Consider the following 21,692-nt stretch of genomic DNA (forward strand, 5'->3'; position numbering starts at 1 on the left):
TCGCGGCAGTGTTCGCGGACGGGGCGAGGGCACCCGGTCCCCCGGGCGTCAGCATCGGAACAGCTCCGCTGCGAGAAGGAGGTGCTGCCGGGCGAAGGTGGCCTCGTCCGCCAGCGCCGCGACCTCCGCGGTGCCGACGGCGAGGACGTCGCGCCAGCGGTCCGGGTCGCGTCCGGTGCGCTCGAGGTGCTCGGCGAGGACCTCGCGGACCAGCTCGGGCAGCCAGCCGGAGCCGGCGGCCAGGTAGCGCAGCGGCTCGCCCCACGCCCCGGCGACGAGGCCGGGGTGGCCCCGGACGGCGCGGCCGCTGCGCGTGTGCCGGTCGAGGTACAGCACGTACGACAGGACGAAGCGGGTCAGGTCACGCAGCGGGTCCCCGCCGACCACGGCGTGCTCCCAGTCGACGACGCCAGTCACGCGCCGGTCGGTGCGCAGCACGTTGCCGGCCCAGAAGTCGCCGTGGACGACCGACCACGGCCCGGTGGCGGGCAGCCGCAGGCCGGGCAGCGTCGTGGCGACGCCGTCGGCGACGGCGCGTGCCACCCCGTCGGCCGGCCACCGCGCCCGCAGGCGCTTGGCGATCCCGGGCCAGCCGCCCGGTGACGCGGCGACCTCCTGGGGGCCGACGGCGTCCGACAGGTCGCGCAGCCAGGCCGCGGCGCCGGCGAGGTCGGCCCGGACGACGTCCGGACGTGTCGTGCCGCGCCACCGGTGGTAGTCGACCGACATGGGCGTGCCCGGCACCGCCTCGGTGACGAGCACGGCCCCACCGCGGTCGCGCCGGATGTCGACGAGCCGCGGCACCGTCCCGCCGACGAGGCGCGGGTCGAGGTCGCCGACGGCTCGCAGCGCGGCGGCCTCGGCGACGACGGACCCCGCGGCGACCGCGGTGAGGGCGACCTTGGCGACGAGCCGGGGTCGCGGCTGCCCGCGGTCGAAGACGAGGATCGTCGCCTTCGGGTTCTCGTCCTTGGACAGGCCGACGACGACGAGGCGCGGCGTGCCCGCCCCCGCGTGCTCGCGCAGTGCGGCGCGCAGCAGGTCACCGGCCTCGGCCGGGACGGTGTCCGGGGCCAGCATGTCGGTCATCGGCGCACCCCGACGACAAGACGCCCGGGCACGAGCGCGCCGAGGACCAGCCGGACCAACGCGGCGCCGGCCCTCGTCCGTGTCGTCGCGTCGACGAGGCGGCGCACCACCTCGAGGACGAGACGGCCCCGGACGACGCGGGGCGGCGTCGTGAGGAAGGTCGCGAGCAGCCACGTGACCGCGTCGGGGTCGTCGGCGGCCACGAACGTCGCCGATCCCCACGACGGCAGCACGACGTACTCAGCCTGCACCTCGATGCCGAGCCGACCTGCGGCCCGCCGGAGGCGCCCTCGGCCGCCGGCGCGCCGGTCGGCCAGGGCCACCGGTGAACCGGCCGGCAGGACCCGTGCCCGTTCGGCGTCGGCCCGGACCGAGGGCCACACCACCGGCGCCCCCGAGGGCACGAGCACGGCCGCGGGCGCCGGGACGGACGGCGTTACCGAGGCCACGACGGGGGAAGGAGCGACCGTCATGACGTCCTCCACGCACCCAGCGCCGCACCCAGCGACGACCCGAGCGTCACCCCGGGCCCGGCGCCGACCAGCTGGCGTCGCGGCTGCGTCGGTCCCTGCGAGTAGATCCGGTCGAGGACCTCACCGGCGGTCGTCTGGTCGTACCGGTCCCCGAGGTGCTCGCGCGCCCGGACCGCCCACAGGTGGGCCTCGTCCGGGTGGGCGAAGGCGTGGTCGACGGCTGCGGCGAGCAGGTCGGCGCGCCCCGGCGGCACGAGGAGGCCGGTCTCGCCGGGGATGACGACGTCGGGCACGGCGTTGACCGCCGTCGCGACGACGGGGATGCCGCACTGCTGGGCCTCGACGACGACGCACGGCAGGCCCTCGTAGCGGCTGGCCATGGCGAACACGTCGAAGGCCGGCAGCAGGGCCGCGACGTCGGAGCGGTTGCCGAGCAGCCGGACCCGGCCGTCGAGCCCGAGCCGGTGCACGTCGCGCCGCGTCCGCTCGGCCAGCTCGCCGTCACCGGCCCAGACCAGCACCGCGGGCGTCCGCATCCGGCGCAGCGCCTGGAGCATGATCTCCGGTGCCTTCTGGAAGTCGAGGCGGCCGACGGTGCCGAGGACCGGGACGTCGTCCGGCAGCCCGAGCAGGGCGCGCGCCCGGGCGCGGGTCGCCGGGTCGAGGCGGACGCTGGGCTCGTCGACCGCGGGGCCGACGGTGTGCAGCTGGTCGGGCCGGGCGAGGCCGCGCCGGAGCGCCTCCACGGCGACGCCGGTGCCGACGGCGAGGTAGGCGTCGGTGACCCGCGAGAGGCGCCGCTCGATGCCGATGTACGCCGTGCGCACCGCCGGGTTCTGGAACTCGTGGAAGGGGAAGCCGTGCATCGTGTGGACGATGAGCGGGACCCCGTTGCGGTAGGCCGCCATCCGGCCGAGGGCACCGGCCTTGGCGCTGTGCGTGTGCACGACGTCGGGCCGACGGGCGTGGACGAGGTCGAGCAGCCGGGCCCAGGCCGCGGCGTCCTCCCGCGGCCGGATCGGCGAGACGAGCTCGGGCACGACGACCACCTCGACGCCGCCCGCGCGGGCCCGGTCGAGCAGCGCGCCCTCGCGGGTGCCGGTGACGAGCACGCTGTCGTAGCGGGTCGGGTCGAGCGCCGTGGCACCGCGCACGGCGACGCCGCCTGCGCCCGCGACGCAACGGGTCACGATGTGCATGACGCGGGTCGTCATGACCGACCCACCTCCTCCGGACGGGCCAGTGCCCGGGCCCGCCCGACGAGGTCGCGCAGGGTCGTGCCGGGCGAGCGGGGCAGGTGCACGTCGAGGACGGGGACGCTCGTGGCCAGCGCGTCGGCGACGTCGGCCACCGGCGGGTGGGCCGGACCGCGCCCGGTCCCGAGGGCGAGCGTGGCCGCGTACGCCCAGTAGCGGCGCAGCTCACCCGCGGCGTACGTGCCGCCCGTCAGCTCGCGGGCCGCCGCGTCGGGGTCGGTGCGCGTGAGCGTCACCTCGTCGCGCTCCCCCCGGCTCAGGACGAGCACGGCGTCGGGCCGGACCGACTCGACGCGGCGCGCCCAGCCGGACTCGCGGCGCCCGTGAGGCATCCGCCGGCCCGTCCCGCCCTCGGCGCGGGTGGGCTCGAGAAGACCGTGCACGACGCGGCCGTCGCTGACGCACAGGTTGTCGCTCACCGGCGCCTCGGTGGGTCCGTCGAGCGTCGCGACGAGCGTCGACTTGCCGACGCCGCCCGGCCCCGCGAGGACGACGGCGTACCCGTCGACGGAGGCGGCCGACACGTGCATCGGCACGTGGCCCCTCGTACCGGCCCACCACAGGGCCGGGTACTGCACGAGGACGGCTCGCTGCAGGAGGACCTGGCGGTCGGGCGCCGCCATCCCGAGGGCGCGGTGCCGCCAGCCACGGTGCGGCCGGACGAGCACCTCGAGCCGTACGGCGGACGGGCGGACGGCCACGTCGAGGCCGCTCGAGCACGCGTCGGCGAGGACGACCTCGCGCCCGTCGCTCCACGCGCCGCGGGTCACGAGCCGGTGGCCGCTGCCCGGCCCGACGTCGGCGTCACGGGTCACCATGACGTGGACGTCCGGGGTCACCGGCGGCTCTTCCAGCTCCTGTCCCGCGCACGACTCGCGCACGAGCTCGGTCCACGGCTCGTCGCCGTCGACCTGCACGGCGAGCCCCGCCGTGCGCAGCCAGACGCTCATCCGTGCAGCACCTCCTGCGACGCGCGGTCGCCGGTGCCGTTCGAGGTCGCGGGCCCGGCCGTCGTGTCACCGCGCGATGCCGGCCTGGTCACGCCCCGTGAGTCGTCGCCCCGGTCCGCCGCGGCCGTCGGCTCCCGGTCCCACGGGGACTCCCAGACGGACGTCGGCTCGTCCACGTCGCCCTCCCCGGGGGAGGACGCCGGGTCGAGGGACGCCGTCGGCCTGGTCGCGGCCGTCGGCGACTCGGCCTGGACGACCTCGTGGGCGCCGCCGGTGGGGCGCGGGAGCCAGTGGTGCCGGTGGCCGTGCGGATAGCTGACCAGGCCGACGACGGGCCACCCGAGCGCCTCGACCATGGCCCGTGTCCGGTCCAGCGCCCCGGAGGACACCTGGTCGGGCGAGAGCACGACGAGGACCGGACGCTCGCCCGGGTCGGTCCACTCGCGGCCGAGGACCGACACCGGGAGCCGGTGGTCCGTGCGGCCGTCGGTCGGGCCGAGGAGCGGCGCGAGGGACCGCGCCCACGCCTCCTCCCGGGCGTCGACGAGGACGAGGAGCAGCTGGGTCGCGTCGTAGCGCCGGGCCAGCAGCGCGAGCCGGTCGGCGACCGGGCCGGCCGCCCCGAGCGTGCCGGGCGACAGGTCGCGGTGCGGCAGGTACCCGATGTGCGGGACGCCGAGCGTGCGTGCCACGGCGCGCGGGGTGGGCAGCCGCGGCCGGAACGCCTCGAGCACCGCGGCGAGTCCGACGCCGAAGAGCGCACCGAGCAGGGCGATGAGGATGGCCCGCTGGTAGATGTGCGCGGGCAGCGGGATCGTCGGCTCCCGGACCGGGTCGAGCAGCACGGCCCGGGATGTCGACACCGTCGCGAGGTCGAGGTCGGACAGCTGCCGCTCGAGCTCGGCCTGGCTCGTCGTCAGGGCGCTCAGCTGCGCCTGGATCGCGAGGACGTCGCCCGGCGCGGCCCTGGCGAGGCGCTTGACGAGCTGGTCGCGCTGGCGGCCGAGGACGTCGAGCTGGTGCTGCACCTCGCTGCGTCGCTTGACGATGGCCGGCTGGTCGCCGACGTTCGTGAACTCGATGACGTCCTGGGTCAGCGACGTCGCGATGACGGCCGCGCGGTGCGGCGAGGTGTCGGTGACCGCGATCTCCATGACCGGCGACACGCCGACGCGCCGGACGTCGATGTTGTTGGCGGCGAACGCCGCGATGTCGGTCTGCAGGCCTCCCTTGTCGAGCGCCACGCGCACGACGCCCGGGCTCGTCGCGATGCCGAGGACGCGCTGGCTCGTGGCGTCGGCCTGCACGTTCGACGCGGCGAGGTCGCTGCCCATCTGGATCCGGGCCACGGCCTCGTACTCGTTGGGCTGGCTGCGGCCGATGTACCAGGCCGCCCCGAACGGAACGAGCACGCACAACAGGATGACCAGCCAGTGGCCGCGGATGACCCGGCCGAATGCCTCGTCGATCGTCATGATCCCCCCGGATCCGGTGGTTTGCCGGGCAGTGCTGCTGCGCGGCTCCGTTCGACCGTAGGACGGCCCGCGAGCCCCCACATCGCTCCCGCAGCGGACCCCCGGCTACGTCAAACGGCCGACCCCCGGGGTCTCGGACGGCCGGCGGCCGGCGCCGAGCAGCAGACCGGCGCGGCCCGAGCGGGGGGGTGCTCGGGCCGCGCCGTGGGCGGCCGGGACGACGTCTCCCCGGGGGGAGTGTTGGAGGGTGGACGGCGTCCCGGTCGCGGCCTCTGGGGCCGGGGTGCGCCGCAGGGCGTCCCGGCACCGGAGTCAGGTCGTCTTCTCGGTGGTCTTCGCGGTGGTCTTCTCGGTGGTCATCTCGCTGGTCGGTCAGTGCAGGACGGCGAAGGGGCGCATCCGCGCCACCGGCCGCACGATGCGGTGGCGGGTCAGGACCGACATGGCGGCGTTGACGCCGTGGTCGTCGAGGTGCGGTGCCGATGTCGGTGCCTCGTCGCTGTACCGGTAGCGGCGGGTCGAGCGGCCCCCGGGGTCGAGCGTCGAGCGTCCGTCCTTCTCGAACTGCTCGATGACGGTCCCCGCACCGTGGCACGCGGAGTGGAGGCTGTCACTGCTGCGCTCACCGGCGACGGCGAGGTAGGAGGAGGTGCGGTGCGTGCCGGGCAGCAGGACCGCCTGGCCCGTCGTCGCGAAGACCGACCCCTCGGGCATCCGGTCGGCCGGGAAGGCGCGGCACGAGTTGTGCCGGTGCACGACGGCGCGCTGCCCCCCGACGGACTCCTCGTAGATCGAGTTGTGCGGCGAGTCGACGACGAGGCGTCCCGGCTCGCCGCCGAAGGTGTCGAGGGCGATGCGGCGCAGCGCCGCGTAGGTCGCCACCCGGAACGCGTAGCCGTAGTTCATCGCCGACGCGTTGGCGAGCATGAGCCGCTGGCCCTCGTCGCTGTCGAGGTCGACCGGCGCACAGCCCTTGGCGAAGTAGAGCCGCATCCGCTCGCGCAGCTGGGCGGCCGAACGCGCCGTCGCCAGGTGGTAGAGCGGCTTCTGCACCGCCATGACGGCCTTCATGGCGCGTGCCGTGTCCTTGCGCCGCTGGAACAGGTGCCCGATCTCACCGGTGAGGACGCCGCCGCCGGCGTGGTACTGGAGCGTCACCTGTCCCTGCCGGATCCCGAGCAGCTCGGCCGCCTCCGGGTCGAGGATCTCCTCGACCTGCTGGAGCTCGACGAAGTGGTTCGTCGGGCCCACCGTGCCGAACCGCAGCCGCGCCAGCTGCCACGTCAGGGCCGGGATCTCCTTGCGCAGCCGCGCGGCGCCGCCCCACGGCTCGAGGTCGACCCGCCCGCACTCCTCGATCCGCTCGAGCTCCTCGGCCTCGACGCCCCACCGCTCGGCCGCGAACTGCGCTCCCTCGGTGGCTGCGGCCACGACCTCGCCGGCCGTCAGCTCGCGCGCCCCGCGGGTCGGGTAGGGGTACTTCTCCCGGACGGCCCGGTAGAACGCGTCGACCGCGTGGTCGGCCGGCTTGTCGGTGCCGAGCGCGATGAGTGCCATGCCGCAGTTGACCGACGAGCTGGTGAACGTCGGGCGGATCGTGCCGCGCGTCGCGACGGCGATGCTCGAGGGCATCTCCATCTTCCGCTTGTGGTGGAAGTCCGGCAGCACGACGGGCGGCGCCGCGAGGTCGAGGCCGGCCGCCCCCATCTCGAAGGAGCGCAGTACCGCCTCGTCGGCGCGCAGGCCCGGTCCCTCGATGACGGTGGCGGTCCGTCCCGGCCCGGGGGCCGGTCCGGAGGTCGTCGGGCTGGTCGCGCCCGGTGCCGGGCGCTCGGCTCCGGTCCCGGCGATGACGGTGAGGTCCACGAGTGTCCCCTTGTCCTGGTCGTGTGGTCGGTCGGTGGGTGCGTCGGTGAGGTGGGCGGGGTGACGTGGGCCGGTGAGGTGGGCCGGTGAGGTGGCCGGTGGGTGGCCGGTGGGTGGGTCGGTTCAGTAGTCGTCGGGGTACGGGACCGCAGCGACCAGACGCCGGTCGTCGCGCGACGGGACGTAGTTGCGCAGGAGCAGCTCGAGGATCGTCTTGACCTCGTCGACGGCGTTGCGCGCCGCCGCGTCGAAGAGGGCCTCGAGGTGGTCGTCGAAGTCCGGGTCGAGGGCGTCGGGCGACGTGCTGAAGATCCGCGGGTGCGCCGTCTGGGTCCGTTCCTCCTCCTCGGAGAAGAGCGCCTCGTGCAGCTTCTCCCCCGGCCGCAGCCCGGTGTAGCGGATGTCGGGCTCGGGCAGCCCCAGCTGACGCGAGTAGCTCTGGACCAGGTCGACGATGCGCACCGGCTGGCCCATGTCGAGGACGAACGTCTCGCCGCCGCGGGCCAGGTGCGCCGCCTCGAGGACGAGGCCCACGGCCTCCTCGATCGTCATGAAGAACCGGGTGACGTCCGGGTCGGTGACCGTGAACGGCTCGTCGTTGCGCAGCTGCTCGGCGAGCACGTGCAGCAGGGATCCCCGACTGCCGAGGACGTTGCCGAACCGCACCGCCGACACGATCGTCCCGCGCGAGTTTCGCGACGCGTGCCGCGTGACCCGCTCGGCGAGCTGCTTCGTCGCGCCGAGCACCGAGGTCGGGTCCGCGGCCTTGTCGGTCGAGATGAGGATGAACCGGCCGACGCCGTGCTCGACGGCGGCCCGCACGACGTTGAGGGTTCCGGCCACGTTGGACTTGACGCCCTCGCAGGGGTGCCGCTCGAGCATCGGCAGGTGCTTGAGGGCCGCCGCGTGGAAGACGACGTCCGGCCGGACGTCGGCGATGATCTGGCGCATCCGGCGGGCGTCGCGGATGTCGGCGACGACGACGTCGTCGGTGTCGAGCAGCCCCTCCCCGGTCAGCTCGAGCTGCAGACGGTGCAGGTTCGACTCGTCGTGGTCGAGCATGACGAGGCGTTCGGGTCCGAACCCGTTGACCTGGCGGCACAGCTCGCTGCCGATCGAGCCGCCGGCGCCGGTGACGAGCACAGTCGCGCCGCTGATCGTGGCCCGCACCTCGGGCGAGACGACGTGCATCTCCGGGCGCCCGATGAGGGCGCCGACCTCGAGCGAGCGCAGGTCCGTGCCCACGACGTCGCGCTGGAGCATCGAGACGAACGAGGGCAGGTGACGCACGCTGGCGCCGACGCGTGCCGCGGTCGTCGCGAGCATGCGCACCTGGTCGGCCGGCAGCCCGGGGATCGCGAGGAGCACGACGTCGACCCGCTGCACCGTCACGACCGACAGCAGGTCGGACAGCGTGCCGAGGACCGGCAGCCGCCGCACGACGCGCTTGCTCGTGTCGTCGTCGAGGAAGCCGATCGGCGCGAGGCCGAAGTCGCGCACCCTCTCGAGGTCGCGGGCCAGGGCCCGGCCGGCCTCGCCGGCGCCGACGATCAGCGTCCGCAGCCCCTTCTGCAGCGTCGGCACGAAGCCGATGTCCGAGGGATTCCATCCGTAGCTCAGTGTCGTGCTCACCCTGTCGCTCCCCTTCGTGCAGTCTCAGCCAGCGCCGCGCAGACCTGGTCGATCTCCGCGTCGGTGATGACCGCGTCCATCGGTAGCGAGAGGATGCGGTCGAAGACCCGGTCGGCACCGGGCAGTCCCTCGGCGGGGACGATGCAGTGGTCCCGGTACCACGTCAGCCGGTGCAGCGGGATGAAGTGCACCGACGTGCAGACGCCCTGCGCGCGCAGCGCGTCGACGAGCGCGTCGCGGCTCATCCCGTAGGCCGGCTCCACGCGCACCGGGTAGAGGTGCCAGGCGTGGCGGCCCTCGAGGGGGCGCGGCGGGCGTCGCAGTCCGGGGATGCCGGCCAGCCCCTCGTCGTAACGCGCGGCGACCTCGGCGCGGCGGGCCTGGTCGCGGTCGAACCGGCGCAGCTGGGCCCGGCCGATCGCGGCCTGGACGTCGGTCATGTTCGCCTTGAGGCCGTCGACGGCGACGTCGTAGCGCCAGCCGCCGCCGGGCAGGTAGCGGCGCCATGCGTCGGCCGACATGCCGTGCAGCCGGGTCCGCCGGATGCGGTCGGCGAGCTCGGGGTCGTCGGTCGTGACCATGCCGCCCTCGCCGATGGCCAGGTTCTTCGTCGCGTAGAAGCTGAAGCACGTGGCCCGCGAGATCGTCCCGACGGGCTCGTCGCCGACGACGGTGCCGAGGGCGTGCGCGGCGTCCTCGACGACGCGGTCGAGGTCGACGCCGGCCGCGGCGGCGAGCGCGCGGACGTCGGTCGGCAGCCCGGCGAGGTGGACGACGACGAGCGCGTCGACGCCGCCGGCGCCGTGCGCGGCGGCCGCCGCGGTCTCGGGCGAGGGCATCGCCGTGACGGGGTCGACGTCGGCCAGGACCGGCACGTGGCCGGCGTGCCGGATGGCGGCCGCAGCGCCACAGAACGTCACCGTCGACATGAGGACCTTCGAGCCGGGCGGCAGCTCCAGCGCCCGCAGGGCCAGCTCGATGGCCGCGGTGCACGAGCTGACGGCGATGCCGTGCTCGGCGCCGACGTAGGCCGCGAGCTCCGCCTCGAACTCGACGACCTGCTGCCCCGAGGTGACCCATCCGGACTCGAGCACCTCCGCGACGGCCTGGCGCGCCTCCGGACAGATCCGCGTGCGGGTGAACGGCACGACGTGCGGCTCGGTGGCGGTGGGCGCCACGGGCGCGGCCGCCGTGAGCGCCGGCGTCGGCGTCGGCGCGGGGGCGACGGCGCCCGGCGCGTTCCGGGTGCCGGGGCGCGTCAGTGCCCGGGGACGGCGGGCGATCTCAACCATGGAGCTGCACCTCGCTCCTCGTCAGCGCCACCGCGGCGGAGGCGGAGTGGACGTGCAGCTTGCGCAGGATGCGCCGCACGTAGGTCCGGACCGTGTTGTCGGACAGGTCGAGCGCGATGCCGATGTCGTGCCGCGTCATGCCGGCGGCCAGGCAGTCGAGGACCGCCGACTCGCGCTCGGTCAGCGGACGGGAGTCCGGCAGCACGGCCTCGGGTCGCTCGCGCAGTGCGGCGGCGAACATCGCGTGCAGCGGTTCGGCCGGCAGGTGCGCCTCGCCCGCAGCCACGTCGATGAGCGCGTCGAGGAGCTCGTTGACGCCGTCCTGGCGCGAGACCCAGCCCCGGACGCCCCACGCCAGCGCGTCGGGCAGGTGCACCTCGCCGCCGGCCGGGGACAGGACCACGACGCCGAGCGAGGGGCACTCGATGCAGAGCCGCTGGAGGTTGCACACGTCGGCCAGGTCGTCGATGGCGACGGCGACGACGTCGCAGCGGGCGGCGAGGTCGTGCGCGAGCGCCTCCGTGATGGTCCGGGCACTGCCGACGAGACGCAGCGTGCGGTGCTCGGCCAGCACCAGGGCGACGGCGTCGAGGAAGCCCTGACGCACGTCCACCATGACCACTCGGACGTCCTGTTCCATGTCCACGAGGGTCCCTCCCTGCGCATCGATGCGGACCCGACGCGGGCACGACTGCGCACTACGTCAAACGGATGACCCCGGGGGCTCGGGCGTCGGCGACGCGCGTCAGGCGGGGCGCACGTGCGCCGGCCACTCGATCTCGTCCGCGTGGGCGGCGACGAGGGCAACGGCCTGCAGGCGTGAGTGGACGCCGATCTTCGTCAGCACGTTCTGCACGTGGGTGCGCGCCGTGCTCCGGCGCACGTCGAGCGCGGAGGCGATCTCGTCGGTCCCGAGCCCGTCGGTGATGCACCGCAGCACCTGCCACTCGCGTTCGGTGAGGAACGACAGCACCCACGTCGGGCTCTCCTGGGGGTCCCCGGAACGCATGGCGCTCTGCAGGATCCGCGGCTCGACGGCCAGGTGGCCGCTGACGGCCAGGCCGATGGCCTCGACGAGCTGTGGCAGCCCGCGGTCCTTGCGCACGAAACCGGAGGCGCCCATGGCGATGGCTCGCCGCACCGAGACGTCCGAGGCGTCGGCCGAGAACATGACGACCTTGGTGCCCGGCGACTCCGCCCGGATCTTCGCGATGGCGTCCAGACCCGACCCGTCGGGGAAGTTGACGTCGAGGAGGCAGACCTCGGGCTGGACCTCGGCGACCGCCTGGAGCGCCTCGGCGGGACCGTGGGCCGTCGTGACGTCGTAGCCGAGGTCGGACAGGGCCGCGCCGAGGGTGTCGAGGATGAGCCGGTGATCGTCGCAGACGACCAGCTTCATGACCGGCGCCGCCCTCAGGAGGCCAGCGCGTGGCTGCCGCGGCGCAGCGCGATGTCGGCCGACGCACCGCCGTCCGGCCGCGCCGCGAGGCGGAAGGTCCCCTGGCACGCGGCGACCATGGCCCGCGTCGTCGCCAGGCCGATCGACGTGCGATTCACGACGCGGCCCAGCCCTGGGCCGTCGTCGAGCACGCGGACGTGCATGCCGTCGTCCCCCTCGCCGACCTCGACGCGCACGTGGCCCGACGGTCCCGCCGCGCGCACCGCGTTGTCGACGACGCACCCGAGCGCTCGGGCGAGCGCGACCGGGCGGGCGAGCACGAGGCCCTCGCCGACGACCTCGACGTCGATCGTCGCCGTCGTCGTCATGCGGGCCCGGTCGGCCACCTCGTGGGCGATCGAGCCGGCGTCGACGACCTGGGGGTCGTCACCGGCCGCGCCGTCCAGGCTCGACGCGACGAGCTCGGACAGCCAGGCGGCCTGTTCGTAGATGTGGCCGAGGCGTTCCTGCACGTCCCCGCGGCCCGAGGTCGACAGCAGCAGGATCGCTGCCAGCGGCTCGCGCAGGTCGTGCAGCAGGCCCCGGACCGGGTCGGTGTCCGGCCCGGCCCACCCTCGTCCGATCTGTGTCGGAGTGCTGTACTCCATGTCCGAATCGCCCCCCTCTAGGCTGTGCTGACTCGCGCCCCCCGGTGCGCCCCTGACGTCCAGCGTCTGTTGGCTGGTCGGCCACCCGATGCCCCCGGGCCGTTCATCCGGCTGGTCCAGCGAGACTCAGGTTACGACCGCAGCTCCGAGCGCTTGGGCTTTCACGAAATTCCCAAGCTGAATTCCGAGAATTGACAGGAGGATTCGCGCTTAACGTGCCGCAGCCGACAAAGCGTGCATACGCCGCGTGTATGGAGAGAACGACCCGATCCGACCGTGCGGACGGTCGGGGAGCCCGGCTCGGCACACGGCGGCGGTGCCGTGCATCATGGCCCCATGGCGCGCAAACGCGGACTCCGCTTCCTCGCTCGCGACGGACGAGAGCTGACCGTCCGCGACGATGAGGGCGAGGAGCATCGCGCCACCCTCCGGAAGGTCGAGGCCTTCGGTGCGCACGAGGACGGCGCCTTCGCGTTCGGCTACTGCAAGAGCTGCGACTGGACGGGCCCGGCCCGGCGCGCGCGGGACAAGGCCCGCAAGGACGCCCTCGTCCACCAGGACGACTGCACCGGCAAGGGCCGGATCCGCATCGGTGTCAGCGAGGACGACACGCCCTGACGCCGGGCGGAGCCCGGGTCAGCGGCGCCGGGGCAGGTAGCGGTGCTCGGGCCGCCCGGTCGCGCCGTAGGACAGGTCGAGGTCGAGGAGCTGCTTCTTGACGAGCGTGGCCAGGTAGCGCTGCGCGGTGGGGCGGCTCGCACCGAGGATCTGCGCCACCTCGGCGGCCCCCACCGGCGCCGGTGCGGCGGTGACGATCTCGAGCACACGTGCCATCGTCGGCTGCAGCCCGCGCACCGTCGCGGCCTTGCGGGGCGGGGTGCCCCGCAGGCCGTACAGCGCGTCGACGACGTCCTGGTCGACGCCGCCCTCGCCCGCGGGGGCTCGCTCGAGCCGCTCGGCCCACGCGCGGTAGGCCTCGAGCTGCTCGCGCAGGGCCGCGAACGTGAAGGGCTTGACGAGGTAGTAGAACGCGCCGAGCTGCATCGCCGTGCGCACGGACTCCAGGTCGCGGGCCGCCGTGACGAGGAGGAAGTCGGGCACCGGGCGCCCGGCGGCCGCGAGCCGCCGGACGAGCTCCAGGCCCGTGAAGTCGGGCAGGTACATGTCGAGGAGGACGAGGTCCGGCTCGGTCTCGCCGACGAGCCGCTCGGCCTCGGTCCCGGTGTGGGCCTCACCGACGACGCGGAAGCCCTCGACCCGTCCGATGGCGAGCGCGTGGGCATGGGCGACGTGGTAGTCGTCGTCGACGACGAGGACGCTGATCACGCGGCCCCCTCCCGCACCCGGACGGGCAGGGTGACCTCGAACCGGGCTCCGCCCGGCGAGGACGCGGTGATCGTGCCACCCGCGCGCGTGACGAGGCGGTGCACGAGCGCCAGCCCGACGCCGCGACGCATCCCGCCCCGGGGGTCCTTCGTCGAGTACCCGTCGACGAAGACGTCGGCGAGGCGGTCCGCAGGGATCCCCGGGCCCGTGTCGAGGACCGACAGGTGCAGGTGTCCGTCCCGGCGCAGGAGGCGCACCGTCACGTCGCCGCGCGGGTGCCGCCCGCTCGTGCGCGGGTCGTCGGCGACGGCGTCCACGGCGTTGTCGACGAGGTTGCCGAGCACCGTCGCGACCGGCAGGCCGTCGACGTCGTGGGCCTCGAGGCGGCTGGTCGGGTCCAGGTGCACGAGCACGTCGCGTTCGGCGGCCACCGTCGTCTTGGCGAGCAGGAGGGCGGCGACGACCGGTGCCGCCACCTGCGACCGGATCTCCTCGCTGGCGAGCGAGGTCTCCTGCCAGAGCTGCTGGCTGTACCGGGTGGCCTCCTCGACCTCGCCCATCTCGAGGAGCACGGCGAGCACGTGCAGCCGGTTGGAGAACTCGTGCTCCTGCGCACGCAGGGCGGTCGTCAGGCTCTCGACCGAGTCCAGCTGGCGCAGAAGGGCTTCCAGCTCGGTGCGGTCGCGGATCGTCACGACCCAGCCGGCGTTGCGACCGCCGACGATGACCGGCATCCGGTTGAGGACGAGCAGGTTCTGGTCGGTGACGGCGACGAGGTCGCTGCCCTCGACCTCCCCCGTGACGATCCGGCGCAGGTGGCCCGCCGGCAGCACCTCCTCGACCGGCTGGCCGAGCCGGGCGGTGTCGATGCCGAGCAGCCGGCGCGCCTCGTCGTTGAGGACGTTGATCGCCCCGTCGGCGTCGACCCCGAGGACCCCCTCGCGGATGCCGTGCAGCATCGCCTCGCGCTCCTGGACGAGCGCGACGATCTCGGCGGGCTCGACCCCGAAGGTCACCCGCTTGATGGCCCTCGCCAGCAGGACCGAGGCCAGGACGCCGAGACCGAGCGCGACCAGGCTGTAGAGCGCGATGTCGGCCACCTCGGCCGAGACCCTGACGCCGACCTCGGACTCGAGGATCCCGACCGACACCTCGCCGACGGGGCGGCCCGACGCGTCGATGACGGGGGCCCGCGAGTTGGCCGAACGGCCGAGGCTGCCCTCGTCGATCCCGGTGTGCACGTGGCCGTCGAGGGCGACGACAGGCTCCTCGATGCGCCGGCCGACGAGGGCCGGGTTGGGGTGGGAGTAGCGCACGCCGCGGCGGTCGATGATGACGACGTACGACGCCCCCGACGCGGCACGGATGCGTTCGGCGAGCCGCGGCAGCACGTGTTCCGGGTCGCCCGACGCGACCGCGGCGGCCACCTCGGGCACCCGGCCGACGGTGACGGCGATGCTCGTGGCCTGGTCGGTCGCATGCGCGTCGGCCGCCCGGCCGGTCAGCCGCGTGTAGAAGCCGAACCCCACGGCCATGGTCGCGACGACGATGCCGAGCACGGCCACGAGGATCCGGGACGCCAGCGTCCGGCCAAACCTCGGCATACCTCACCTCACACCACGGGGACTCGCTCCAGCATGACTGAGCAGAACGCACAAAACCACGGCTAACGCGGCTATCACGACCAAGGCGCACAAGGCTTCAGCACCGGACCGACCCGCCCCTACGGTGACGCAACTCAACGAGGAGAAAGGGTTTCGGCCCATGGCCGCCATCGAGCTACGAAACGTCACCAAGACCTTCCCCACGAGTGGGGGCGGCACGTACACCGCGATCGAGGACCTCAGCCTGACCGTCGAGGACGGTCAGTTCTGCGCCGTCGTCGGCCCGACCGGCTGCGGCAAGTCCACCACCTTGACCCTGGTCTCCGGGCTGGAGCGTCCCACCCGAGGTGAGGCCGTCGTCCACGGCGAGCCGGTCCGGGGCATCGACACCGGCACCGGTTTCGTCTTCCAGCAGGACGCCGTCTTCCCGTGGCGCACGGTCCTCGACAACGTCGCGGCCGGACCCCTCTACCGCGGAGCGCCCCGCGCCGAGGCCACCGGGCTCGCCCGCGACTGGCTGCGCCGCGTCGGGCTCTCCGGCTTCGAGGACCGCTACCCGCACCAGCTCTCGGGCGGCATGCGCAAGCGCGTCGCGCTGGCCCAGACGCTCGTCAACCAGCCGCGCATCCTGCTCATGGACGAGCCGTTCAGCGCGCTCGACGTGCAGACCAGGGCGATCATGTCGACCGAGCTGCTGCACCTCTGGGACCAGACGCGTCCGGCCGTCGTGTTCGTCACGCACGACCTGGAGGAGGCGATCGCGCTCGCCGACAAGGTGGTCGTCATCACCGCGGGCCCCGGCACGGTCAAGGCCGAGTTCGAGATCGACCTGCCGCGCCCGCGCGTCGTCCAGGAGATCCGCCTCGACCCGCGCTTCACCCGCCTCTACGGGCAGATCTGGGAGGCGCTGCGCGCCGAGGTCGAGGAGGCCTACGCCCGCACGACGCGTCTGACGGAGGTGGCCTCGTGATCGACACGACCGCAGGACGCCCGTCCCCCACGCCCGCCGCCACGGCATCCTCGCAGGTGCCGCCTGCCGGCCTCGACACCATCGGCACGCGCGACGCGACCGGTGCAACCGGTGCGCCCGATGCGCCCGATGACAGGCACGCGACGCGGACCGACCCCCGCGCCGTCCTGCGCCGCCGCCGGCTGCGGCTGGCTGCCGTCCGGCTCGGCATCGTCGTGGTCCTCGTCGGCGCCTGGCAGCTGTGCGTCCACACCAAGCTCGTCGACCCCTTCTTCTGGGGCGAGCCGACCGGCGTCTGGGACACCCTCGTGGCCTGGGTGACGGTCGGCACGCCACAGGGCTCGCTCGGAACCCAGATCCTCGTGACGCTCGAGGAGGCCGTGCTCGGGTTCGCCATCGGCGCCGTGCTCGGTGTCGTGCTCGGCATCGCCCTCGGCCGGATCCAGGTCCTGTCGGAGATCTTCGCGCCGTTCCTCAAGGCGGCCAACTCGATCCCCCGCATCATCCTCGGCTCGATCTTCACCGTTGCGTTCGGGTTCGGGATCCAGTCCAAGGTCATCCTGGCCGTCGTCCTCGTCTTCTTCGGGGTCTTCTTCAACGCCTTCCAGGGCAGCCGCGAGGTCGACCGCAACCTCGTCGCGAACGCCCGGCTGCTCGGGGCCTCGAGGTGGCGGGTCACCCGTGACGTCGTGCTGCCGTCGGCGTTCACGTGGATCCTCGCAAGCCTGCACATCAGCTTCGGCTTCGCCCTCATCGGTGCCCTCGTCGGGGAGATCCTCGGCGCCAACGAGGGCCTCGGCCTGCTCATCCGCTCGTCGCAGAACAACTTCGACATGAACGGGGTCCTCGCCGGCATGGTCCTCGTCGCCGCCATCGCCCTGACCGCCGAGGGCCTCATCACCCTCCTCGAGCGCCGCCTGCTGCGCTGGCGCCCCCCGCAGACCCATGGCGGAGGCGCGCACGAGTAGCACCGCACACCACACACCAGCACCCGAGGACCAGTTCCACACAGACTCAAAGGAGAGTTCCCTTGAACAGCAAGCGAATCGGTGCCATCGGCGCCGCCCTGCTGGCCGCGTCGACGATGGCCGCCTGCGCCAACAACGCGTCCGGCGCCAACGTGTCGGCGGGCTCGGCCGACCCGAACGCCCCCACCGTGACGATCATGGTCGGCGGCATGAGCAAGCAGATCTACCTGCCGTTCATGCTCGCCAAGCAGCTCGGCTACTACGCGAAGGCCGGCGTCAACGTCAACCTCGTCGACGAGCCGGCCGGAGGCGACGCGACGCAGAACATGCTCGCCGGACAGGTCCAGGGCGTCGGCGGCTTCTACGACCACAACATCGCGCTGCAGGCGCAGGGCAAGTCCTCCGAGGCGGTCGTCTCGATGCTCCAGATCCCCGGCGAGGTCGAGCTGTGCCGCAGCGACCTCAAGGGCACGATCAAGAGCCCGGCCGACTTCAAGGGCCAGTCGCTCGGCATCACCGACACCGGCTCCTCGACCGACTTCCTCACCCAGTACCTCAGCAAGAAGAACGGCGTCGACCCGACCCAGGAGACCCGCCGCGGCGTCGGCGCCGGCCAGACGTTCATCGCGGCGATGAAGCAGAAGACGATCGCCTGCGGCATGACGACCGAGCCCACGGTGAGCAAGGCGCTGTCGGACGGTACGGCCTTCATCCTGCTCGACATGCGCACCGCCGCGGGGTCGAAGGCGGCGCTCGGCGGCACGTACCCGGCGACCTCGCTCTACATGCCGACCGAGTGGGTCAACGGCAACAAGGGCACCGTGCAGAAGCTCGTCAACGCCTACGTCGCGACCCTGAAGTGGATCCAGTCGCACAGCGGCGCGGACATCGCCGACAAGATGCCGGCCGACTACTACAAGGGTGTCGGCAAGGACGCCTACGTCGCCGCCCTCGACAGCGAGAAGGGCATCTTCAACCCGACGGGCCTCATGCCGCCGGACGGGCCGCAGACGTGCCTGTCCGTCCTCGGGGAGTTCAACCCGAAGGTCAAGGGCAAGTCGATCGACCTGTCGAAGACCTACACCGACGAGTTCGTCAAGGCCGCGACGCCGCTCGCCTGACACCCCGTCCACCCGCACCACCGGCGGTGTGCCGTCCGGCCCGACCCCTCCGCGGCCGGACGGCACCCGTCGTCGTCGCTTGTCGCCGGCACAACTCGGCACGACGGCGTGACGACGCCGGCCGGACGCTCAGGGCTGGACGCCGACGAGGGCGAAGAACTCCTGGCGGGATCGGGCGTCCTCGCGCAGCGACCCGCCGAGGGAGGACGTCAGCGTCGTGACGCCCGGCGCCTGGACGCCGCGCAGCGACATGCACAGGTGCTCGGCCTCGAGCACGACGCCGACGCCCTTGGGAGCCAGGTGGTTGACCAGCCAGTCGGACACCTGCTTGGTCAGCCGCTCCTGCACCTGGGGCCGGCAGGAGAAGTGTTCGACGATCCGGGCCAGCTTCGACAGCCCGAGGATGCGGTCGCCGGGCAGGTAGCCGACGTGGGCGACTCCCATGAACGGCAGCAGGTGGTGCTCGCACACCGAGCGGAACGGGATGCCGCGGGCCAGGACCAGCTCGTCGTAGCCCTCGTCGTTGGGGAAGGTCGTCAGCTCGAACGGCCGGGGCGTGAACAGCTCGGCATAGGCGCGGGCCATCCGGCCGGGGGTGTTGCGCAGGCTCTCGTCGTCGAGTCGGACCCCCAGGGCCTCGAGGAACAGGGCCGCCGCTCGCTCGGCGGCTGCCAGGTCCCTCTCGGGCGCGTCGTGCACGACCCTGAGGACCCGGTCGCGCCCGGAGCCGCTGTCACCTCGACGGCCCACCCGGTCCTCGTCGGGGTCCTGCGCCTGAGCCTTCACGAGATCCATCGCCACTCCTGGGCCGAAACATTAAGACCAATAAACTTTGGCGTTATCAGGCGCTCCTCGTCAAGTGCGGCACTCGGTGCAGAGCTCGCCATGACCAACGGCCGTGGTCGTTAGACTGGGCAGGTGCTGTCGGAACGCGAGATCCGAGCGGTCGCCTCGCTCGAGGACGACCTGCGTCGTGGCATGTACGCGTTCATCCGGGCCGAGGGCCGGCCCGTCACGCGCGACGAGGCCGCCGCCGCCGTCGGGATCTCCCGCAAGCTCGCGGCGTTCCACCTCGACAAGCTCGTCGACAGCGGCCTGCTCCGCTCCCACTTCGGCCTCGGTCGGCGGCCCCGCTCCGTCGGGCGCGCCCCGAGGCTGTACGAGGCCACCGACGACACGGTGAGCATCACCATCCCGGACCGCCGGCCCGACCTGCTCGCCGAGCTGCTCCTCGACGCCGTGGTCGCGACCGGGACGGGCAGCGCCGTCGAGACCGCGGCCACCGAGGCGGCCACCGACCGGGGCCGCCGGGCCGGCACCTCGAAGCGCGCCGTGACGCGACCGGGACGGCTGGGCCCCGAACGGGCGCTCACCCTCGCCGAGTCGCTCCTCGCCGAGCACGGCTTCGAGCCGACTCGCGAGACACCGACGTGCGTGCGCCTGCGCAACTGCCCCTTCCACCCGCTGGCGGCGCGGGCTCCCGCGCTCGTCTGCGGCCTGAACCACGCCTTCGTCGAGGGCATGCTCGAGGGGCTCGGGGCGAGTCGCCTCAAGGCGTCGCTGTCCCCCGCGGCGGGGCACTGCTGCGTCCGTCTCGACGTCGCGGACGACGCCGGACGGTGACGGGCCGTGACGGACGACGCCGGGCGGTGACGGGCGGTGACGGGCGTGACGGTCGGCGACGGGTCTCCGGGCGCTCAGGCCGTCCGGCGCAGGTGAGCGGGGGCGAGGTCGGCCAGCCGCTCGCCGAGCGCCTCGAGCGTCCGGCGTTGCAACCGGCTCACGGCCATCGGTGACAGGCCGAGCTGCGCCGCGACCTCCCGCTGGCTCAGTCCCTCGGTGAACCGCAGGTGGACCAGGCGCTGCGCCTCGAGCGGCAGCGACCGCACCGCGTCGCGCACCACGACCCGGGTCTCGACGTCATCGGACGTCCGGTCCTCCAGGCTCCGTGCGTCCGGGCGAGCGGGGTCGGGACAACCGGCGTCCGCGTCGGGTGCCGGCGCGTCGAGCGAGGTCGGGCGCAGGTTCTGCTCGGCGATCTCGAGCTGGCCCAGGGTCTCGAGGTCGAGGCCCATGGCCGAGGCGAGCTCGGCCGAGGTCGGGGGACGCCCGAGGTCGCGCGTCAGCTCCTCGCGCGCACGGGTCATCTCCTGACGCTGCTCCTGGATCCGGCGGGGCGGCCGGACGAGCCAGCCGTGGTCGCGGAAGTGGCGCCGCAGCTCACCGGTGATCGTCGGCGTGGCATAGGCGCCGAACGGCGTCTCGGCCGTGACGTCGTACCGGGTGACCGCCTTGACGAGCGCGAGCGCCGCCACCTGCTCGAGGTCCTCGGCCTCGACCCCCTTCTGGAGGTAGCGCCGGGCCAGTGACCTCGCCAGCGGCAGGTGGGCCACGACCGCCGCCTCCATCGCGGCACACCGTTCGGACTCCGTCGCGGCACTGTGCACCGCGTCGATGAGCCGGCGCGCGGCCTGCTCGCCCGGAGACATGTGGGCGGGAGGCTGCGCGAGGAGACGGCGCCGCGGGGAGGGTGGCGGCGCCGTCTCGCGTCCCCACGTCGCTGTGGAGACGTGCGAGGCGATGCCTCGCGTCATGGGCCGAGCAGACGGTCCGGACGGGCGGGGACGGCCGACGCCGGCGAGCGCCCCATCGCGGCCGTCGCCACGGCATCCCTCGGGCTCGGTTTCGGGCGGGCTTCCATCGGCGTGGCTCCTCGGTCGTCTGGGGTCGGTCCGCCATGGGCGGCCCGTGGCCCGGGTCACCACCGAAGACCCCCACGGGCCGGGTGCATGACGCGACGGGGGCGCGCCGGCGCGGGACCGGTGACCGGTCGGGTAGCCCGTGGTCCACGCGCGGGCCATCGGCCGGTGGGCCCGACCGACGGTCGTGCGCACGTCATGCACCGGCGCCTAAGGCGTCCGGGCGGGCCCCGTCAGCGACCCACGGCACTCCGGTGCGTCATCTCGTACGCGGCCAGCACCTCGAGGAGGAGCTCGCTGGCCGCGTCGTGGATCCGCAGGACGTCCTCGGCCGGTGCCTCCCGCAGGACCTCGGCGGTGACCTGCAGGTGGATGCGGCACATGTCGAGCAGCGGCACGCCGCCGGCGAACGCCGACCGACCCAGCTCGTAGGCCGCGGCGCGGACCTCCTCGGCCCGGTGCGGCAGGAACCGCAGCAGGATGGGTCGGTAGTCCTGGGTCACACGGCCGAGGTCGGCGCCCTCGGGACGGGACGCGCCAGCCGTCACGAGCGCCCCTGGAGGCGGCCCTCGTCCGCCCACGTCGTCGACCCGCCGCCCCGGGCCAGCACGGCCAGACCCTCCTCGAGGTTCAGCGCCGTGGGCACGTCCGAGGGGCCGACCCCGAGGCGGACCATCGTGAAGGCGACCTCGGGCTGGATGCCGACGATCACCGTCAGGGCCCCACGCAGGCGTGCCATCTCGACCACCCGACGCAGCGTCAGGGCCGCGAAGGAGTCGATGACGTCGAGGGCGGCCACGTCGATGACGACGCCCCTCGACCGGTGCTCCCCGATCTGGTCGACGAGGTCACGCTCGAAGCGCACGAGCTGCGAGTCGTCGAGGGCGGTGTGGATCGACGCGATCAGGTTGGGGCCCTGTCGCAT

Annotated in this window: 22 protein-coding genes; 5 read left to right on the top strand and 17 right to left on the bottom strand. The window is 73.7% G+C overall.

The features are described from left to right. Positions 1 to 48: 48 nt before the first annotated feature. The 11 genes from AC1VM9_RS02625 to AC1VM9_RS02675 form a co-directional block, all read right to left on the bottom strand. Entirely contained in the window at positions 49 to 1,089 is a 1,041-nt protein-coding gene (locus AC1VM9_RS02625; protein ID WP_481341346.1) for a phosphotransferase family protein, read from the bottom strand. Further along, positions 1,086 to 1,562: a hypothetical protein gene (locus AC1VM9_RS02630; RefSeq protein ID WP_481344418.1), complete on the bottom strand. Its 477-nt coding sequence runs from the start codon at positions 1,560 to 1,562 to the stop codon at positions 1,086 to 1,088. Before AC1VM9_RS02630 ends, AC1VM9_RS02625 begins: the two co-directional genes overlap by 4 nt. Continuing rightward, positions 1,559 to 2,776, bottom strand: a complete 1,218-nt coding sequence (locus AC1VM9_RS02635) for a glycosyltransferase (RefSeq protein WP_481344419.1) — start codon at positions 2,774 to 2,776, stop codon at positions 1,559 to 1,561. The genes AC1VM9_RS02630 and AC1VM9_RS02635 overlap by 4 nt, the downstream gene beginning before the upstream one ends. Further along, on the bottom strand, positions 2,773 to 3,768 hold the full coding sequence (locus AC1VM9_RS02640; RefSeq protein ID WP_481344420.1) for a hypothetical protein: 996 nt from the start codon (positions 3,766 to 3,768) through the stop codon (positions 2,773 to 2,775). Before AC1VM9_RS02640 ends, AC1VM9_RS02635 begins: the two co-directional genes overlap by 4 nt. After that, positions 3,765 to 5,243 carry a YveK family protein gene (locus tag AC1VM9_RS02645; protein WP_481344421.1) on the bottom strand — a complete coding sequence of 493 codons (1,479 nt, stop codon included), beginning with the start codon at positions 5,241 to 5,243 and terminating at the stop codon, positions 3,765 to 3,767. The genes AC1VM9_RS02640 and AC1VM9_RS02645 overlap by 4 nt, the downstream gene beginning before the upstream one ends. Before the next feature lie 372 nt (positions 5,244 to 5,615). Further along, positions 5,616 to 7,109 (bottom strand): RtcB family protein, encoded by a 1,494-nt coding sequence (locus tag AC1VM9_RS02650; protein ID WP_481341231.1) that lies wholly within the window; start codon positions 7,107 to 7,109, stop codon positions 5,616 to 5,618. Positions 7,110 to 7,232: 123 nt separating this feature from the next. Then, entirely contained in the window at positions 7,233 to 8,741 is a 1,509-nt protein-coding gene (locus AC1VM9_RS02655) for a polysaccharide biosynthesis protein (protein ID WP_481341230.1), read from the bottom strand. Continuing rightward, a complete protein-coding gene (locus AC1VM9_RS02660; protein ID WP_483121008.1) occupies positions 8,738 to 10,033 on the bottom strand; it encodes a DegT/DnrJ/EryC1/StrS family aminotransferase in 1,296 nt (431 codons plus the stop codon). Before AC1VM9_RS02660 ends, AC1VM9_RS02655 begins: the two co-directional genes overlap by 4 nt. Beyond that, on the bottom strand, positions 10,026 to 10,673 hold the full coding sequence (locus AC1VM9_RS02665; RefSeq protein WP_483121010.1) for a LuxR C-terminal-related transcriptional regulator: 648 nt from the start codon (positions 10,671 to 10,673) through the stop codon (positions 10,026 to 10,028). Before AC1VM9_RS02665 ends, AC1VM9_RS02660 begins: the two co-directional genes overlap by 8 nt. A 105-nt stretch (positions 10,674 to 10,778) precedes the next feature. After that, positions 10,779 to 11,432 carry a response regulator gene (locus AC1VM9_RS02670; protein WP_481341227.1) on the bottom strand — a complete coding sequence of 218 codons (654 nt, stop codon included), beginning with the start codon at positions 11,430 to 11,432 and terminating at the stop codon, positions 10,779 to 10,781. A 14-nt stretch (positions 11,433 to 11,446) separates the two neighbouring features. Next, on the bottom strand, positions 11,447 to 12,079 hold the full coding sequence (locus AC1VM9_RS02675) for a sensor histidine kinase (protein ID WP_481341226.1): 633 nt from the start codon (positions 12,077 to 12,079) through the stop codon (positions 11,447 to 11,449). Positions 12,080 to 12,415: 336 nt separating this feature from the next. Here AC1VM9_RS02675 and AC1VM9_RS02680 point away from each other — a divergent pair, with 336 nt between their 5' ends. Next, positions 12,416 to 12,697: a hypothetical protein gene (locus tag AC1VM9_RS02680; RefSeq protein ID WP_483121012.1), complete on the top strand. Its 282-nt coding sequence runs from the start codon at positions 12,416 to 12,418 to the stop codon at positions 12,695 to 12,697. Positions 12,698 to 12,715: 18 nt separating this feature from the next. Here the strand turns inward: AC1VM9_RS02680 and AC1VM9_RS02685 are convergent, their stop codons facing one another. Both AC1VM9_RS02685 and AC1VM9_RS02690 read right to left on the bottom strand, forming a co-directional pair. Then, a complete protein-coding gene (locus AC1VM9_RS02685) occupies positions 12,716 to 13,405 on the bottom strand; it encodes a response regulator (protein WP_481341224.1) in 690 nt (229 codons plus the stop codon). Then, positions 13,402 to 15,009: an ATP-binding protein gene (locus tag AC1VM9_RS02690; RefSeq protein WP_481344423.1), complete on the bottom strand. Its 1,608-nt coding sequence runs from the start codon at positions 15,007 to 15,009 to the stop codon at positions 13,402 to 13,404. The genes AC1VM9_RS02685 and AC1VM9_RS02690 overlap by 4 nt, the downstream gene beginning before the upstream one ends. Before the next feature lie 160 nt (positions 15,010 to 15,169). On the opposite strand from AC1VM9_RS02690, the gene AC1VM9_RS02695 reads away from it, so the two are divergent. From AC1VM9_RS02695 to AC1VM9_RS02705, 3 genes are all read left to right on the top strand, one after another. Continuing rightward, entirely contained in the window at positions 15,170 to 15,979 is an 810-nt protein-coding gene (locus AC1VM9_RS02695; protein WP_481341222.1) for an ABC transporter ATP-binding protein, read from the top strand. Beyond that, positions 15,976 to 16,947 (top strand): ABC transporter permease, encoded by a 972-nt coding sequence (locus AC1VM9_RS02700; protein WP_483121014.1) that lies wholly within the window; start codon positions 15,976 to 15,978, stop codon positions 16,945 to 16,947. Before AC1VM9_RS02695 ends, AC1VM9_RS02700 begins: the two co-directional genes overlap by 4 nt. 62 nt (positions 16,948 to 17,009) lie before the next feature. Next, entirely contained in the window at positions 17,010 to 18,068 is a 1,059-nt protein-coding gene (locus AC1VM9_RS02705) for an ABC transporter substrate-binding protein (protein WP_481341220.1), read from the top strand. 129 nt (positions 18,069 to 18,197) lie between these two features. On the opposite strand, the gene folE is transcribed toward AC1VM9_RS02705, so the two are convergent. Then, on the bottom strand, positions 18,198 to 18,863 hold the full coding sequence (gene folE / locus AC1VM9_RS02710; protein WP_481341219.1) for a GTP cyclohydrolase I FolE: 666 nt from the start codon (positions 18,861 to 18,863) through the stop codon (positions 18,198 to 18,200). 123 nt (positions 18,864 to 18,986) lie between these two features. On the opposite strand from folE, the gene AC1VM9_RS02715 reads away from it, so the two are divergent. Then, entirely contained in the window at positions 18,987 to 19,691 is a 705-nt protein-coding gene (locus AC1VM9_RS02715; RefSeq protein ID WP_481341218.1) for a helix-turn-helix transcriptional regulator, read from the top strand. Between the two features lie 74 nt (positions 19,692 to 19,765). Here AC1VM9_RS02715 and AC1VM9_RS02720 read toward each other — a convergent pair whose 3' ends face one another. The 3 genes from AC1VM9_RS02720 to AC1VM9_RS02730 all read right to left on the bottom strand — a co-directional run bounded on the left by AC1VM9_RS02720 (position 19,766) and on the right by AC1VM9_RS02730 (position 21,692). Beyond that, positions 19,766 to 20,662 carry a sigma-70 family RNA polymerase sigma factor gene (locus AC1VM9_RS02720; RefSeq protein WP_481344427.1) on the bottom strand — a complete coding sequence of 299 codons (897 nt, stop codon included), beginning with the start codon at positions 20,660 to 20,662 and terminating at the stop codon, positions 19,766 to 19,768. Positions 20,663 to 21,000: 338 nt separating this feature from the next. Beyond that, positions 21,001 to 21,315, bottom strand: coding sequence for a phosphatase RsbU N-terminal domain-containing protein (locus AC1VM9_RS02725; protein ID WP_483121017.1), 315 nt, complete (start codon positions 21,313 to 21,315; stop codon positions 21,001 to 21,003). Then, positions 21,312 to 21,692, bottom strand: a complete 381-nt coding sequence (locus AC1VM9_RS02730) for an STAS domain-containing protein (RefSeq protein WP_481341215.1) — start codon at positions 21,690 to 21,692, stop codon at positions 21,312 to 21,314. Before AC1VM9_RS02730 ends, AC1VM9_RS02725 begins: the two co-directional genes overlap by 4 nt.

This window comes from Monashia sp. HAY1-11D (assembly GCF_056868035.1).